This is a genomic window from Salmonella sp. K21076, assembly GCF_039650795.1.
GTDB classification, from domain to species: Bacteria; Pseudomonadota; Gammaproteobacteria; order Enterobacterales; family Enterobacteriaceae; genus Salmonella; species Salmonella enterica.
In genome coordinates this window covers 113283-128200 of record NZ_JBCLYA010000020.1, presented here as the reverse complement: position 1 = coordinate 128200, position 14918 = coordinate 113283, and the positions used below count along the sequence as shown (strand labels likewise).

The 14918-nt window shown below is 52.2% G+C and carries 14 protein-coding genes; 6 read left to right on the top strand and 8 right to left on the bottom strand.

The window, feature by feature from the left end; genetic code table 11:
* Positions 1-70 precede the first annotated feature (70 nt).
* The 4 genes from glpA (at position 71) to sseL (ending at position 5583) form a co-directional block, all read left to right on the top strand.
* On the top strand, positions 71-1699 hold the full coding sequence (gene glpA / locus AAYN39_RS07685; protein WP_000857214.1) for an anaerobic glycerol-3-phosphate dehydrogenase subunit A: 1629 nt from the start codon (positions 71-73) through the stop codon (positions 1697-1699).
* Positions 1689-2948, top strand: coding sequence for a glycerol-3-phosphate dehydrogenase subunit GlpB (gene glpB, locus AAYN39_RS07680; protein WP_000667159.1), 1260 nt, complete (start codon positions 1689-1691; stop codon positions 2946-2948). Before glpA ends, glpB begins: the two co-directional genes overlap by 11 nt.
* Entirely contained in the window at positions 2945-4135 is a 1191-nt protein-coding gene (glpC, locus tag AAYN39_RS07675; protein ID WP_001285727.1) for an anaerobic glycerol-3-phosphate dehydrogenase subunit GlpC, read from the top strand. Before glpB ends, glpC begins: the two co-directional genes overlap by 4 nt.
* 425 nt (positions 4136-4560) lie before the next feature.
* On the top strand, positions 4561-5583 hold the full coding sequence (gene sseL / locus AAYN39_RS07670) for an SPI-2 type III secretion system effector deubiquitinase SseL (RefSeq protein ID WP_001017744.1): 1023 nt from the start codon (positions 4561-4563) through the stop codon (positions 5581-5583).
* Between the two features lie 86 nt (positions 5584-5669).
* On the opposite strand, the gene AAYN39_RS07665 is transcribed toward sseL, so the two are convergent.
* The 7 genes from AAYN39_RS07665 to AAYN39_RS07635 form a co-directional block, all read right to left on the bottom strand.
* A complete protein-coding gene (locus AAYN39_RS07665) occupies positions 5670-5846 on the bottom strand; it encodes a hypothetical protein (RefSeq protein WP_001112766.1) in 177 nt (58 codons plus the stop codon).
* A gap of 5 nt (positions 5847-5851) precedes the next feature.
* Positions 5852-6655 (bottom strand): 2-keto-3-deoxy-L-rhamnonate aldolase, encoded by an 804-nt coding sequence (yfaU, locus tag AAYN39_RS07660; RefSeq protein ID WP_000992948.1) that lies wholly within the window; start codon positions 6653-6655, stop codon positions 5852-5854.
* A gap of 25 nt (positions 6656-6680) precedes the next feature.
* Complete coding sequence (locus AAYN39_RS07655) at positions 6681-7970, bottom strand: MFS transporter (RefSeq protein WP_000028931.1); 1290 nt, start codon at positions 7968-7970, stop codon at positions 6681-6683.
* 55 nt (positions 7971-8025) lie between these two features.
* A complete protein-coding gene (gene rhmD / locus AAYN39_RS07650; protein WP_001530644.1) occupies positions 8026-9231 on the bottom strand; it encodes an L-rhamnonate dehydratase in 1206 nt (401 codons plus the stop codon).
* A gap of 13 nt (positions 9232-9244) precedes the next feature.
* Positions 9245-10027 carry an IclR family transcriptional regulator gene (locus AAYN39_RS07645; RefSeq protein WP_000894172.1) on the bottom strand — a complete coding sequence of 261 codons (783 nt, stop codon included), beginning with the start codon at positions 10025-10027 and terminating at the stop codon, positions 9245-9247.
* Between the two features lie 249 nt (positions 10028-10276).
* Positions 10277-11473 (bottom strand): nicotinamide mononucleotide deamidase-related protein YfaY, encoded by a 1197-nt coding sequence (locus tag AAYN39_RS07640; protein WP_000935685.1) that lies wholly within the window; start codon positions 11471-11473, stop codon positions 10277-10279.
* Between the two features lie 114 nt (positions 11474-11587).
* Positions 11588-12130, bottom strand: coding sequence for a YfaZ family outer membrane protein (locus AAYN39_RS07635; RefSeq protein ID WP_001775596.1), 543 nt, complete (start codon positions 12128-12130; stop codon positions 11588-11590).
* Positions 12131-12408: 278 nt separating this feature from the next.
* Here AAYN39_RS07635 and nudI point away from each other — a divergent pair, with 278 nt between their 5' ends.
* A complete protein-coding gene (nudI, locus tag AAYN39_RS07630; protein ID WP_001249902.1) occupies positions 12409-12834 on the top strand; it encodes a nucleoside triphosphatase NudI in 426 nt (141 codons plus the stop codon).
* Between the two features lie 44 nt (positions 12835-12878).
* On the opposite strand, the gene pmrG is transcribed toward nudI, so the two are convergent.
* A complete protein-coding gene (pmrG, locus tag AAYN39_RS07625) occupies positions 12879-13484 on the bottom strand; it encodes a lipopolysaccharide core heptose(II)-phosphate phosphatase PmrG (protein WP_000879245.1) in 606 nt (201 codons plus the stop codon).
* Between the two features lie 292 nt (positions 13485-13776).
* Between pmrG and arnB the strand changes: the two genes are divergently transcribed.
* Positions 13777-14916: a UDP-4-amino-4-deoxy-L-arabinose aminotransferase gene (arnB, locus tag AAYN39_RS07620; protein WP_001279286.1), complete on the top strand. Its 1140-nt coding sequence runs from the start codon at positions 13777-13779 to the stop codon at positions 14914-14916.
* The last annotated feature ends 2 nt before the right edge of the window (positions 14917-14918 follow it).

Below are 14918 nucleotides of genomic sequence, written 5' to 3'. Positions count from 1 at the left end.
GCGCGCGAAATCAAACATTCCATATGATTTGTATGGCTAAATGATAAAAAACGAACTGTAAGGAAAAACAATGAAAACTCGCGACTCGCAAGCAAGTGACGTGATTATCATTGGCGGTGGAGCAACAGGCGCAGGGATCGCCCGCGACTGCGCGCTGCGCGGTTTACGTGTCATTCTGGTGGAGCGGCATGATATAGCGACCGGCGCGACCGGGCGTAACCACGGGCTGCTGCACAGCGGCGCTCGTTATGCGGTTACCGACGCGGAATCCGCGCGCGAGTGCATTAGTGAAAACCAGATTTTAAAACGGATCGCCCGCCATTGCGTCGAACCGACGGATGGTCTGTTTATTACGTTGCCGGAAGATGGTCTTGCGTTTCAGGCCACCTTTATTCGCGCCTGTGAAGCGGCAGGCATTCGCGCTGAAGCCATCGATCCGCAGCAGGCTCGCATCATCGAACCTTCCGTTAACCCTGCGCTCATCGGTGCGGTAAAAGTGCCGGATGGCACCGTAGACCCTTTCCGCCTGACCGCCGCCAATATGCTGGATGCCAGAGAACATGGCGCAATCGTGTTAACGGCGCATGAAGTGACCGGGCTCATTCGTGAAGGCGCAACGGTCTGCGGCGTCCATGTGCGTAACCATCTCACTGGCGAAACCCAGACGCTTCACGCGCCGGTGGTGGTCAATGCGGCTGGTATCTGGGGGCAACGGATCGCCGAATACGCCGACCTGAGTATTCGCATGTTCCCGGCGAAAGGCTCGCTGTTGATCATGGACCATCGGATCAACCAGCATGTCATTAACCGCTGCCGGAAACCATCGGATGCCGACATTCTGGTACCTAGCGATACGATTTCACTGATCGGCACCACCTCTACCCATATTGATTACAATGAGATAGACAGCAACCGCGTCACCGCAGATGAAGTCGATATCCTGCTGCGTGAAGGGGAAAAACTGGCCCCTGTCATGGCGAAGACACGTATTCTGCGCGCGTATTCCGGCGTCCGCCCGCTGGTGGCCAGCGATGACGATCCCAGCGGTCGTAACGTCAGCCGCGGTATTGTGTTGTTCGACCACGCCGAACGCGACGGGCTTGATGGCTTCATTACTATTACCGGCGGGAAGCTAATGACTTATCGCCTGATGGCGGAATGGGCGACCGACGCCGTGTGCCGCAAGTTGGGCAATACTCGCCCCTGCATCACGGCGGATACGCCGTTGCCTGGCTCAAAAGAGTCTACGGAACATACGCTGAAACGCATTATCTCGCTTCCCGCGCCGCTACGCGGATCGGCGGTTTATCGGCATGGCGATCGCACGCCGGGGTGGCTGAGTGAAGGCCGCCAACACCGTAGCCTGGTCTGTGAATGCGAGGCCGTCACGGCGGGGGAAGTGCAGTATGCCGTCGAAAACTTAACCGTGAATAGCCTGCTGGATCTGCGCCGTCGCACCCGCGTAGGGATGGGCACTTGCCAGGGCGAACTGTGCGCCTGCCGCGCGGCCGGGCTATTGCAGCGTTTTAATGTGACGACCGCGGCGCAATCTATTACGCAACTCTCTGAATTTCTGAATGAGCGCTGGAAAGGCGTACAACCTGTCGCCTGGGGAGACGCGCTGCGCGAAAGCGAATTCACGCGCTGGGTTTATCAGGGATTATGCGGTCTGGAGAAGGAGCACCAGGATGAAATTTGATACGGTTATTATGGGCGGCGGTCTCGCCGGTTTGCTATGCGGACTGCAACTCCAGCAGCATGGATTACGCTGCGCCATCGTCACCCGCGGACAAAGCGCGCTGCATTTTTCCTCCGGCTCGCTGGATCTACTTAGCGCCCTGCCCAACGGCCAACCGGTGACCGACATTACCGCCGGGCTTGATGCGCTGCGCCGCCAGGCGCCTGAACATCCTTATTCGCGTTTAGGCGCGCAAAAAGTCCTTACGCTGGCGCAACAGGCGCAAACGCTACTTAACGCCAGCGGCGCGCAGTTATACGGCGACGTACAGCAGGCGCACCAGCGTGTCACGCCGCTTGGCACATTGCGTTCTACCTGGCTTAGCTCGCCGGAAGTACCGGTCTGGCCGTTATCCGCACAGCGAATTTGCGTCGTCGGCGTTAGCGGATTACTGGATTTCCAGGCGCACCTTGCGGCAGCGTCGCTGCGCCAACGCGACCTCAACGTTGAAACCGCAGAAATCGACCTTCCGGAACTGGACGTACTGCGTGATAACCCGACGGAATTTCGCGCGGTCAATATCGCGCGTCTGCTTGATAACGAAGAAAAATGGCAGCTGCTGTACGACGCGCTGTCGCCAATAGCGACAAACTGCGACATGATCATCATGCCCGCCTGTTTCGGGCTGGCGAACGATACGCTGTGGCGCTGGCTTAACGAACGTCTGCCCTGCGCGCTCACGCTGCTGCCGACGCTGCCGCCATCGGTGCTCGGTATTCGTCTGCACAATCAACTCCAGCGCCAGTTTGTCCGTCAGGGCGGCATCTGGATGCCGGGCGATGAAGTGAAGAAAGTCACCTGCCGTCGCGGTACCGTGAGCGAAATATGGACCCGCAACCATGCCGATATCCCACTGCGCCCGCGTTTTGCCGTACTTGCCAGCGGTAGCTTCTTTAGTAGCGGGCTGGTTGCCGAGCGCGAAGGGATCCGCGAACCTATTTTAGGGCTCGACGTACAGCAAACGGCCACCCGCGCCGAATGGTATCAACAACATTTCTTCGACCCACAGCCCTGGCAGCAGTTTGGCGTCGTGACGGATGACGCTTTCCGCCCCTCCCTTGCGGGCAACACGGTAGAAAATCTGTATGCAATAGGTTCTGTGCTGGCGGGATTCGATCCTATAGCTGAGGGATGCGGCGGCGGCGTCTGCGCAGTCAGCGCCCTCCAGGCCGCGCACCATATCGCTGAGCGTGCAGGAGAACAGCAATGAGCGACACACGTTTTGAAAGTTGTATTAAATGTACGGTGTGCACCACCGCGTGCCCGGTCAGCCGCGTTAATCCTGGCTACCCTGGCCCTAAACAGGCCGGACCGGATGGCGAACGCCTGCGTCTGAAAGACGGCGCGCTGTATGATGAGGCGCTGAAATATTGCATTAACTGCAAACGGTGTGAGGTCGCCTGTCCGTCGGACGTGAAGATTGGCGATATCATCCAGCGCGCCCGCGCGAAATACGATACGACGCGCCCGTCATTGCGTAACTTTATTCTCAGCCATACCGATCTGATGGGCAGCGTTTCAACGCCGTTCGCGCCGGTGGTCAATACCGCCACCGCATTAAAGCCAGTGCGCCAGTTGCTTGATTACGCGCTCAAAATCGATCATCGCCGCACCTTACCAAAATACTCTTTCGGCACCTTCCGCCGCTGGTATCGTAGCGTGGCGGCGCAGCAGGCTAAATACAAAGATCAGGTCGCCTTTTTCCATGGCTGTTTTGTGAATTACAACCATCCGCAGCTCGGAAAAGATCTGATTAAGGTGCTGAACGCAATGGGTACTGGCGTACAGTTACTGAGTAAAGAGAAGTGTTGCGGCGTACCGCTGATCGCTAACGGTTTTACGGATAAAGCTCGCAAACAGGCTATCAGCAATGTGGAGTCGCTACGAGAGGCGATTGCCGTCAAAGGTATTCCGGTCATCGCCACGTCATCCACCTGTACGTTTGCGTTGCGCGATGAATATCCTGAAGTGCTGGACGTGGACAACGCCGGGCTGCGCGAACATATCGAGCTGGCCACCCGCTGGCTATGGCGCAAACTGGATGCCGGGAAAACGCTGCCGCTTAATCCTTTGCCGCTGAAAGTGGTCTACCATACGCCGTGTCATATGGAAAAAATGGGCTGGACGCTTTACACGCTTGAACTGTTGCGGCAAATTCCGGGGCTTGAATTGACGGTACTTGATTCACAGTGCTGCGGCATTGCCGGTACGTATGGATTTAAAAAGGAAAACTATCCGACATCACAGTCCATCGGCGCGCCGCTGTTCCGCCAGATTGAAGAGAGCGGCGCCGACATTGTCGTCACCGATTGTGAAACCTGTAAGTGGCAAATTGAGATGTCTACAAGCAAACGCTGCGAATACCCCATTACGCTACTGGCGAAAGCGCTGGGCTAAGTAAAAAGCGCCGGAGCCCCTCCGGCGCCATTACTCTACTCACCAGGGCCGATTTTCCATCAGACATATACCCTTCATACTTCAAGTTGCTTATGTGTTGGCTACGGATTATTTTGGGTATAAACGCGGATGTCTCTTTGCAATAACCTGCCCTATTTGGTTAACCATGACCGCTAACCCACGGTGGCATGACAGATAACGACGTTACTGTTTATAGAGCAATATCTCTTGTATCGCCGCGTTACCAGCCTCCTTTAAAGAGGGGGATAACTGAATATCTCCAATAATAATTGAGTGTTATGTGAATAATAATAAAATCAGGTCTATGCCTGATTTAATATATCTCCCACTAACAATAATATTTTTACAAATAATTATACATGACATCATATTCGTTACTTTCACCTACCAGGAAACAGAGCAAAATGAATATATGTGTAAATTCACTTTACCGATTGAGCACACCGCAATTTCACAGTTTATATTCAGAAGAGGTGAGCGATGAGGCGCTTGCGTTGTTGTTTAGCGCCGTAGAGAACGGTGATCAGAATTGTATTGATCTGTTATGCAATCTTGCGTTACGCAATGATAACCTGGGACATAGAGTTGAGAAATTTCTTTTTGATCTCTTTAGCGGAAAAAGATCGGGATCACCAGACATAGACAAAAAAATCAATCAGGCTTGCCTTGTATTACATCAAATCGCCAATAACGATATAACAAAAGATAATACTGAGTGGAAAAAGCTACATGCCCCTTCCAGATTACTTTATATGGCCGGTTCCGCGACAACCGACCTTTCTAAAAAAATAGGAATAGCACATAAAATTATGGGCGACCAGTTCGCTCAGACAGATCAAGAACAGGTAGGAGTTGAAAATCTTTGGTGTAGTGCGCGAATGTTGTCGTCAGATGAGCTAGCAGCCGCAACGCTAGGTCTGGTTCAAGAATCACCTCTTCTCTCGGTAAACTATCCTATTGGGCTTATTCATCCTACCACCAAAGAAAATATATTACGCACTCAGCTACTTGAAAAGATGGCTCAATCAGGATTATCTGAAAATGAAGTCTTTCTGATAAATACAGGAGATCACTGGCTTATCTGTTTATTTTATAAACTTGCAGAAAAAATAAAATGCCTTATATTTAATACTTATCATGATTTAAATGAAAATACTAAGCAAGAGATTATAGAAGCAGCAAAAATTGCAGGCATATCAGAAAACGAAGATATTGATTTTATTGAAACCAATTTACAAAATAATGTACCCAACGGCTGTGGTCTATTTTGTTACCATACAATTCAACTCTTATCGAATGCAGGACAAAACGATCCTGCTACCACACTACGAGAATTTGCGGAAAATTTCTTAACGCTTTCAGTAGAGGAACAAACACTATTTAACACCCAAACCCGGCGACAAATATATGAATACAGTCTCCAGTAATGGCGAGTACTTATCCTGAAATGATGCTCTGCCAAGAATTTATAAGTATATAAGGATGGGAAGGCCAAGCCTTCCCACTAAAAGTTCTATGCCGTCAATGATTCAACCACGTCTATCCAGCCATGCTCGCTGGTAATGTCCTCGCCATTAAGCCAGCGGCGCAGCATATTTAGCGCCATCATCGCGCAGACCTCCTGACGTATTGCCAGGCTATACCGATTGGCGCTAAAACGTACGCGTAAGGCATACGTGCCATCCGGCATTTTTCTCAATAACTACGTTTTGCCGTGCTTACTGACTGAACAGATTTAAACATCGCCAACCTGCTGTCCAGCGCCTCGGTGTAGAGCATCGTATCTACCCCGACCGCGACAAAATTCGCGCCCCACGCCAGACATTTCTGCGCCATTGCCGGATCGACCGCCAAAAAACCCGCCGCTTTTCCGGCGGCGCGAATACGATAAATACACGATTCAATGATTCGCTGCACTTCCGGGTGTCCGGCATTATCGGGGTAACCCAATGAAGCAGAGAGATCTGCCGGACCGATAAAGACGCCATCAATGCCTTCAACCTCCAGAATCGCGTCAAGGTTTTCCAGCGCCACTTTGCTTTCAACCTGCACCAACAGGCAGAGCGACTCATTGGCCTGTGCCATATAGTTGTCGATTCTCCCCCAGCGCGCCGCACGCGCCACGCTCGCGCCAACGCCTCGTTGCCCCAACGGCGGGTATCGGGTAGCGGAAACGACCTGGCGCGCCTGTTCTGCGGTGTCAACCATCGGGATCAGTAGCGTTTGCGCCCCGATGTCCAGTACCTGTTTAATGAGCGCTTTACTTCCCTCGATCGGGCGAATCACCGGCTGGCTGGCGTATGGGGCGATGGCCTGTAACTGATGATACAAGTCCTGCACCGTATTAGGCGCGTGCTCGCCATCTATTAACAACCAGTCATAACCCGACGTCGCCGCAATCTCCGCCATATAAGAGGTGGTTGAACTGAGCCACAAACCAATTTGCGTATCCCTTTTACGTAATCCTTCTTTAAAAGGATTTGATAACAATGCGTTCATAGCGATCCTTACAACGTAGATAAGATTAATGATGCGCAGCGCCGGATTGCGCCACCGGACGATTAACGCTCAGCGTGAAGATAATTAATGAGCCAATGATGGCGACTCCGGCCAGCGTCAGCAGGCCCGCCGCATCGCTGGCAAACAACGTTTCCGCTTTTACGCGCAGAATTGGGGCAATAAAACCGCCCACAGCGCCAAACAGATTAACGAAACCAATTCCTGCCGCCAGAGCCGTACCGGAAAGTAGCTGCGTTGGCATGGTCCAGAATACGGGCTGAACGGCAATAAATCCTACTGCTGCAACACAGAGCGCCAGAATAGCGAGCACCGGAGAAACCAGACCTGACAGGCCAATGCCAATGCCCGCAGCCAGTAGCGTCACTGCCGCAACGTTACGGCGATCGCCGGTACGGTCGGAGTAGCGAGGAATAAGCCATGTGCCAAGCAAAGCCGCCACCCAGGGAACCGCTGTTACCACCGAAGCGGTAAAGCCCACTTTAGTGCCCAATAGCGCGGCAACCTGGGTCGGCAGGAAAAAGATGAGTCCGTATACCGCCACCTGAATCGTCAGATAAATAATAGCCAGTTGCCAGACGCGTCCATTACGCAGCGCATCCGCAAGCCTTGACGTGACCTTTTTCTCTTCTTCGCTCGCCAGTTGCCTGATAAGCGCGTTCTTTTCTTCCAGGCTAAGAAAACGCGCCTGCTGCGGAGTGTCATCAAGCCAGAAAAAGGTGAATATCCCTGCGCCAATCGCCAGTAGGCCTTCGATAACGAACATCCAGAACCATCCCGGGTGCCCCATAAAACCATGCATCTCCAGCAGAGCGCCGGAGAGCGGCGAACCCAACGTTAACGCCAGCGGCGCGCCCATATAAAATAGCCCCATAATGCTGGCACGGTTACGCTGCGGGAACCATTGTGAAGTTAGATAGATCATGCCGGGGAAAAATCCAGCCTCCGCCGCGCCCAATAGCGTGCGGATTATCAGAAATTTTGCTTCACTATCCGCCCAGGCCATCGCAGCAGAGAGAAAGCCCCACAGCAGGGTAGTCGTGCCGATCCAGGTTCTTGCGCCAAATTTGCGCATCAGCAGGTTAGCCGGTACGCCAAGGAAAGCGTAAACCACAAAGAAAATACCGGCCCCTAGCGCGTAGGCTTCATTACTTAGCCCGGTATCTATCTGATAGGTCTCTTTGGCAAAACCAATATTTGAACGATCCAGAAACGCCAGTACGTACAGCGCCAACATAAAAGGAATTAAACGTGCGCGGTTTTTCTTCACTACGCCGTCAAGTAAAGTGATGCTCATAGCAATATCCTCAACAGGATGAGGGCGTTGCCGTACAAAGGCAACGCACGAGTTATTAGTGGCTATAAGGGCGTTTCAAGTGACAGTCACGGTTAAGCTCGACGCCGAAGCCCGGCTTATCCAGCACTGATTTATGGATGCGTCCATTCACCGGCACCGGCTCATCCAGGAGAATCGGGTCAAATTGCGGACGCAGGGTGGAGCAGTCCGGGCTGGTCATCAGGAACTCGCTGAAAGGGGTATTAGTGAAAGTAATAACTGCATGGTGCGAATAGACAGACGAACCGTGCGGCACCACCAGTTGCCCGCGCGATTTGGCAAGCGCGGCGATCTCAACCAGCGTGGTTAATCCGCCGCACCAGCCAACATCCGGCTGCATAATATCAATGCCGGTTTCTGCCAGAGTGCGGAAGGATTGCAGCGTACCATGGTGTTCGCCGCTGGTAACCATCATCCCTGCAGGCGCGTTGCGTTTTAATTCGCGATAGCCTTCATACTGCTGCGGCGGCAGACACTCTTCAATCCATTTGAGATTAAATGGCGCACAGGCGTGAGCCAGTTTAGTCGCATAGTTCACATCCTGACTCATCCAGCAGTCGAGCATCAGCCAGAAATCCGGCCCGCACTTTTCACGCATATCCGCCACCATCGCGGCATCTTTACGGATCCCCGCATCACCATCGTGCGGTCCCCAGTGAGTCGGCATTTTACCGCCGATAAAGCCCATTTCTTTAGCCAGATCCGGGCGTGCGCCGGTGGCGTAAAACTGAATTTCATCGCGTACCGCTCCGCCCAGCAATTTATAAACCGGCAGCCCAACCACCTTGCCAAACAGATCCCACAGCGCCAGATCCACACAGGAAATCGTGTTCATCACCAGACCGCCGGAACCGGAGTAGTACATGGTCGCGCCGAGCATCTGATCGTGAATAAGTTTGATATCGCTTACGCATTTGCCTTCAATAAACCGGTTAAGATGTTTTTCTACGATAAAACAGCCCATCTCCCCTGCTGTCGAAACGGCGAACCCCGTCTGCCCATTTTCCGCCTCTACTTCGACAATCAGCGTCCCTAACACGTTGATCCCAAAAGACTGACGAGACTGCTCATAGTCGCGATATTTGCTCATGGGAGTGGCGATATGGTCATCAATCCAGTGATTTCCTCCCTGGTCGTGATAATCCCCGCCGCCAGCCCCTTTCTCTGCGGTAGCGCCCCCAATAAACCAGGCTCGAACGTGTTTAATTTTAGGAAGAGTCATAATATTCTCCATTTTAAGATGCGAGTGAGTCGAAGGGACTTTTCCATCCCAACAGGCGTGAAATATCTTTGGCACAGGCAATAGCTTTACCGGCCAAATAATCAAGATTCTCTTCGTTGATTTGCAGGCGCGTGCCGACCAGTGAAATTGCCGCGGTCAGTTCGTTTCTGGCATTAAATACCGGTGCGGCAACGCAGCGGACATCCGGATAATCCTCCCCGTTATCAAAGCTCCATCCACGCTGGCGAATGCGTTCCAGCTCATCATTCAATTGTTGCGGCTCGGTGATGGTGGTCAGCGTGGCTCGCTCCCATACCATTTTTTCAATAATGGCTTTGCGTACGGCGGCCGGCTGCCATGCCAGCAGGCATTTGCCGATGCCGGAACGATAAAGAGAGAGGCTTTTCCCCTCATGCGAGCGCACGCTGATAGTGGATGAGGATTCCACTTTCAGTATGTAATACGCATTTTCGTGGTCGATGATCCCCAAGTGACACAGCAGCCCGATTTCATCCATCAGTTGTGTTAGACGAGGACGCGCCAGCTCCCTCAGATCCATCTTGCTGAGCGCATGACCCGACAATTCAACGAGCTTAGTCCACAGGCAGTAGTTCTCCTGATGATCGAGGCTAATAAATCGCTGACGTTTTAATTCATTCAACAGCAGGTACGCGGTGCTTTTTGGAATACGCAACGTTTCAATAATGATTGCCGCGCTGCATGGGCCAATACGCGCGATCAAATTGAGGATGTCGATTGCGCGAGTAAGAGCCGGGACTTTACTTGATTCCAACATATTGGACTCCAGTCTGAGACACTGGAATCAGTGTGAAAGGTCAGTAGGGAAAAAATTGTGAAGCGCGTCAAAGCTTATCCGCCTTCCAACGGAGTGGAAGGGTTAACCATATAAATGTGAATTAACGCACGTATTACTTTGTATTCAGTACAATTGGCTGGACAAAAAAGCAGATAATATTGCCGGATAATGGCATAGCGGCCTTATCCGGCTCACGATGTCGTTCCCATCGCAGATAAGAGAAAGGGATTATGATGTCAATGATTCAACCACGTCTATCCAGCCATGCTCGCTGGTAATGTCCTCGCCATTAAGCCAACGGCGCAGCATATTTAGCGCCATCATCGCGCAGACCTCCTGACGTATTGCCAGACTATACCGATTGGCGCTAAAACGCACGCGTAAGGCATACGTGCCATCCGGCGTCGCCAGCGCGAAATTAAGATGTTCGTTTTCCAGCCCCGACACGGCCAGCGCCAGACCGGCATAATGATTGCTGCGCCGTTCTGTCGTCCAGTGTGCCGTTTGCGCCAGCGTCTCTTCCTGAGAAGGAACGACTTCGCTGGCAAGAACCGGCGCCCCGGCACGGGAAAGCTGTAGCGCCAGTAAACCGCTGGTGTATTGCTCGCTCAACGTCAGACTCAACTGCCTTTCCTGCAGGCGGCGGGCTATTTGCGCCGGCAGATTTTCCGTACCTTCAAAAATCAGGTTCTGTCCGGCGACCCGTTTGACCTCTGGCCATAACGCCAGCATCGCCTCCCGTTGCGTCGCCGGGCCGGTCAATTTCAGTTCAATGATCGGCATTGATGAGCGATACCCCATCGTCACGCCGGGCGGCAACGGCAGTGAATCGAGACGCTGCGCGAGGTCACTTTCTGAACGTCCAAAAGTCGTTAACCGCAGGCAAAGCGGCGGCTCCGGCAGCGAAAAACGCGCGCGTAACCGCGGTAAGATTTCCTTCTCCACCATAACCTTAAATTCCGACGGTACGCCGGGGGTGAAAAACATCAGGCAGCGGTTGAGCTGTAGCGCAAATCCACAGGCAGTGCCGACCGGATTATTAATAAACTCCGCGCTGGCAGGCAGTTCCGCCTGTTTACGGTTGCTCGGCGCCATCACGCGACCACGCTGCTGAAAGTAACGTTCCATTTCGGTCAGCCACGCCTGGTGCAGTACTAATCCTTCGCCTTTTGCCGTTGCCGCGGCGAGCGCGCTTAAATCATCGCTGGTCGGCCCTAACCCGCCATTAACAATCAAAACATCAGCATGTTGACTGCGTTCACGCAAGATAGCGACCAGACTGTCCAGATTATCGCCTACCGTATTTCGCCGTGATAACGGAACGCCCTGATGAAAGAAAAAATCAGCCAGCCAGGCGGCATTGGTGTCAACGATTTGTCCGTGCAACACCTCATCCCCGGTGGATAGCATTTCCACATTTAGCATTGTGTTCTCCTGCTTTTATGATGAAAACACTATAACGCAAAGACGAATATGACGTGGAAAGAAGAATGACGGGAAAAGGAGGAATATGGCGCGACGATTGCCGCGCCGTTAGCATCAAAAACTGGCGTTTACGCCAACATAAGGGCCGTCAGCAATCGCATTGTCGCGGTTGCCGTCTTTACCCGCCAGGTTCAGGTAACGATAACCGGCTTCAATGCTCAGCGGGCGCATAATGGTGAAACGCGCGCCTGCATTCGCTTCTTCATAACTTTCGATACCGCTGGACAGCGAATCTGGTGAATAATAATACTCGCCGAACAGACGGAAGCTGTTGCCGATTTTCCATTGTAACCCACCGCCGACAGCCGCCGCATAGCCTTCATCGCTGTCTTTCGGATTGGTATAAATACCTTTACCGCCTACCGTCGCCAGCAGCGGTCCCACCGGAATGTTCAGCCCCAGACCCACGCCCGCAGCGTCGCCATCATCATCGTTGTGCATCCAGTTGCCGCTTAGCGCCAGTCCCGTCGATTCCGTACCAAAACCCACGCCAATGTTGGTGTAATCTTCGCCCGCCTGGCCGCTAATACTGATGGCCTGCGCCGATGCAGAAACGAACAGCATTCCGGCAAAACCTAATAATATGCTTTTTTTCATTTTTACCCTTTCCAGCAAGCACATAAAGAAAAACTCCCCAAAACGGCAGAATTGTACTGCCAGACGCTGAGGAATCAATGCACTAAGAAACCATTCCAAAAACATATTGTAACGAAATACTACTTTCGCCGTGACGCATCATTGCGCCATCACATGGCGACGCCTGCATCAACAAAATTAACAAAAAACGCAGTCTGCGTTATCGCTTCCATTTTTCACAAAGAATTTCGCAGAATGATTTGTTAAGCTGATGGCCTGGTGGTTTAAGGAAGCGACTTATGCGTCAACGAACTATAGTTTGCCCATTAATTCAAAATGATGGCTGTTATCTGCTGTGCAAAATGGCCGACAACCGCGGCGTCTTTCCCGGTCAGTGGGCGCTGTCGGGCGGCGGGGTCGAGCCAGGCGAACGTATTGAAGAGGCGCTGCGTCGGGAGATTCGGGAGGAACTCGGCGAACAACTGATTCTGAGCGATATTACGCCGTGGACCTTTCGCGACGATATCCGCGTTAAAACGTACGCTGATGGCAGACAAGAAGAGATTTATATGATTTATCTCATCTTCGACTGTGTTTCCGCTAACCGCGATATATGTATTAACGACGAATTTCAGGACTACGCCTGGGTCAAGCCAGAAGAACTGGCGCTGTATGATTTGAATGTAGCGACACGCCACACATTAGCATTGAAAGGGTTATTATAATAACGACAGCCGCTTCAGGCTGTCTTTACGCTTTTAACATGCGGCTAGCCGGGAACAAATTCACCGTCTAAAAAGAGTTTTCCGTTTTCCGCATACATAACGAGCGCATTAAGATAGTCCGGATCAAACTTCACGCCGCGCTTATTTTTTGCAATATACGTCAAACAATGATTATGGGTAAAAATGACTATATTTTTATTCTGCGACTTTTTCAGTAACGTATTGATTGAAGCATAAATACCGCTGCCGCAATCCATCATTTTTTTATCCGCCGTAAGCGACCTGCCTGCGGAAAACCAGGTTGCCGACTGGATGGTGCGCACCGTATTACTGGAATAGAGATTGTAATTTTGTATATCGGCACTGAAGGCTTTACCCAGCGCTCTGGCATCTTGCGCACCGTTGACCGTAATCCCCGTGCTGTCTGACAGGCAGGTATTATCGGAACGATCGCACCGCTCGGCATGGCGGAATAACACGACTACCGGATGCTGCTTCGCCAGCGCCGCCAGCGCCTTACCGTTAATCTGCGGTAGACCGTTACCGCTCCAGGCATGTTGTGAGGCCAACCCAGCGATAATAACCAACGCCCCCGCCAGAATCGCGAAATAGCGTTTGTTTTTAATAAAGCGTAGGGTAAATGCCAGCACATTAACCTCTCAGGCAGACAGTGCAGCTAACTTAATAGCAATACGATTAAAATGAAATTCCGCGACGGAAGACCAGAAACATAAAAACAGCTTTTGGGCATGCATAAAATGCCTTAAACTTTCGGCGAAAGCAAAGCATAATTCCGTTAAAATTATCTTTTTACTTCACCTTAATTTCTTAATGTTAATTTAATCTTCATCCAGTAGGGTTCAGCTAAATGCGTTAAAAAATAAGCCCTTTTCTATTGCCGAAATATTTGAAAAGCGGCTTTCAATGGCTGAAGGAAAAATGATGTCGGACTTTTTGCCTTTCTCCCGTCCGGCGATGGGCGCGGAAGAGCTCGCTGCCGTTAAGACCGTACTGGACTCAGGTTGGATAACAACCGGCCCGAAAAATCAGGAACTGGAAGCGGCGTTTTGTCGGCTAACAGGCAATCAATATGCCGTTGCCGTCAGTTCAGCCACTGCCGGTATGCACATCGCGTTGATGGCGCTGGGTATTGGTGAAGGCGACGAGGTCATTACACCGTCAATGACGTGGGTTTCTACGCTAAATATGATCGTTTTACTCGGCGCGACCCCCGTCATGGTCGATGTCGATCGCGATACGCTGATGGTCACGCCTGAACATATCGAAGCCGCGATTACGCCACAAACCAAAGCAATTATCCCCGTCCACTACGCTGGCGCGCCCGCCGATCTGGACGCTATTTACGCTCTTGGCGCGCGTTATGGCATTCCGGTGATTGAAGACGCGGCGCACGCGACAGGAACCAGCTACAAAGGTCGCCACATTGGCGCCCGGGGCACCGCGATTTTCTCCTTCCACGCCATTAAGAACATTACCTGCGCTGAAGGCGGTATCGTCGTCACGGATAACCCGCAATTCGCCGATAAACTGCGCAGTCTCAAGTTTCACGGGCTTGGCGTTGATGCCTGGGATCGACAGAGCGGAGGACGCGCGCCACAAGCGGAAGTCCTGGCGCCGGGCTACAAATATAATTTGCCCGACTTCAACGCCGCTATCGCGCTTGCCCAGTTACAGAAACTGGATGCGCTTAACGCTCGCCGCGCCGCCATCGCAGCGCAGTACCATCAGGCAATGGCAGACCTTCCTTTTCAGCCTCTGAGCCTTCCGCCGTGGGAGCATATTCACGCCTGGCATTTATTCATTATCCGGGTCGATGAAGCCCGCTGCGGTATTACCCGGGATGCTCTGATGGCATCGCTGAAAACGAAAGGCATCGGCACAGGGCTGCATTTCCGCGCCGCGCATACGCAAAAATATTATCGCGAACGTTTCCCAACGCTCACGCTGCCTGACACCGAGTGGAACAGCGAGCGGATCTGCTCACTGCCGCTCTTCCCGGACATGACCGAGAGTGACTTTGATCGGGTCATTACCGCCCTTCATCAGATAGCAGGACAATAAGC

Bases quoted from the DNA above. Each gene is read 5' to 3' on its own strand.
- rhmD (WP_001530644.1), bottom strand. From the start codon at position 9,231: ATGACTCTTCCTAAAATTAAACACGTTCGAGCCTGGTTTATTGGGGGC.
- arnB (WP_001279286.1), top strand. From the start codon at position 13,777: ATGTCGGACTTTTTGCCTTTCTCCCGTCCGGCGATGGGCGCGGAAGAG.
- AAYN39_RS07635 (WP_001775596.1), bottom strand. From the start codon at position 12,130: ATGAAAAAAAGCATATTATTAGGTTTTGCCGGAATGCTGTTCGTTTCT.
- sseL (WP_001017744.1), top strand. From the start codon at position 4,561: ATGAATATATGTGTAAATTCACTTTACCGATTGAGCACACCGCAATTT.
- yfaU (WP_000992948.1), bottom strand. From the start codon at position 6,655: ATGAACGCATTGTTATCAAATCCTTTTAAAGAAGGATTACGTAAAAGG.
- glpA (WP_000857214.1), top strand. From the start codon at position 71: ATGAAAACTCGCGACTCGCAAGCAAGTGACGTGATTATCATTGGCGGT.
- AAYN39_RS07645 (WP_000894172.1), bottom strand. From the start codon at position 10,027: ATGTTGGAATCAAGTAAAGTCCCGGCTCTTACTCGCGCAATCGACATC.
- AAYN39_RS07640 (WP_000935685.1), bottom strand. From the start codon at position 11,473: ATGCTAAATGTGGAAATGCTATCCACCGGGGATGAGGTGTTGCACGGA.
- AAYN39_RS07665 (WP_001112766.1), bottom strand. From the start codon at position 5,846: ATGCCGGATGGCACGTATGCCTTACGCGTACGTTTTAGCGCCAATCGG.
- AAYN39_RS07655 (WP_000028931.1), bottom strand. From the start codon at position 7,970: ATGAGCATCACTTTACTTGACGGCGTAGTGAAGAAAAACCGCGCACGT.
- glpB (WP_000667159.1), top strand. From the start codon at position 1,689: ATGAAATTTGATACGGTTATTATGGGCGGCGGTCTCGCCGGTTTGCTA.
- glpC (WP_001285727.1), top strand. From the start codon at position 2,945: ATGAGCGACACACGTTTTGAAAGTTGTATTAAATGTACGGTGTGCACC.
- nudI (WP_001249902.1), top strand. From the start codon at position 12,409: ATGCGTCAACGAACTATAGTTTGCCCATTAATTCAAAATGATGGCTGT.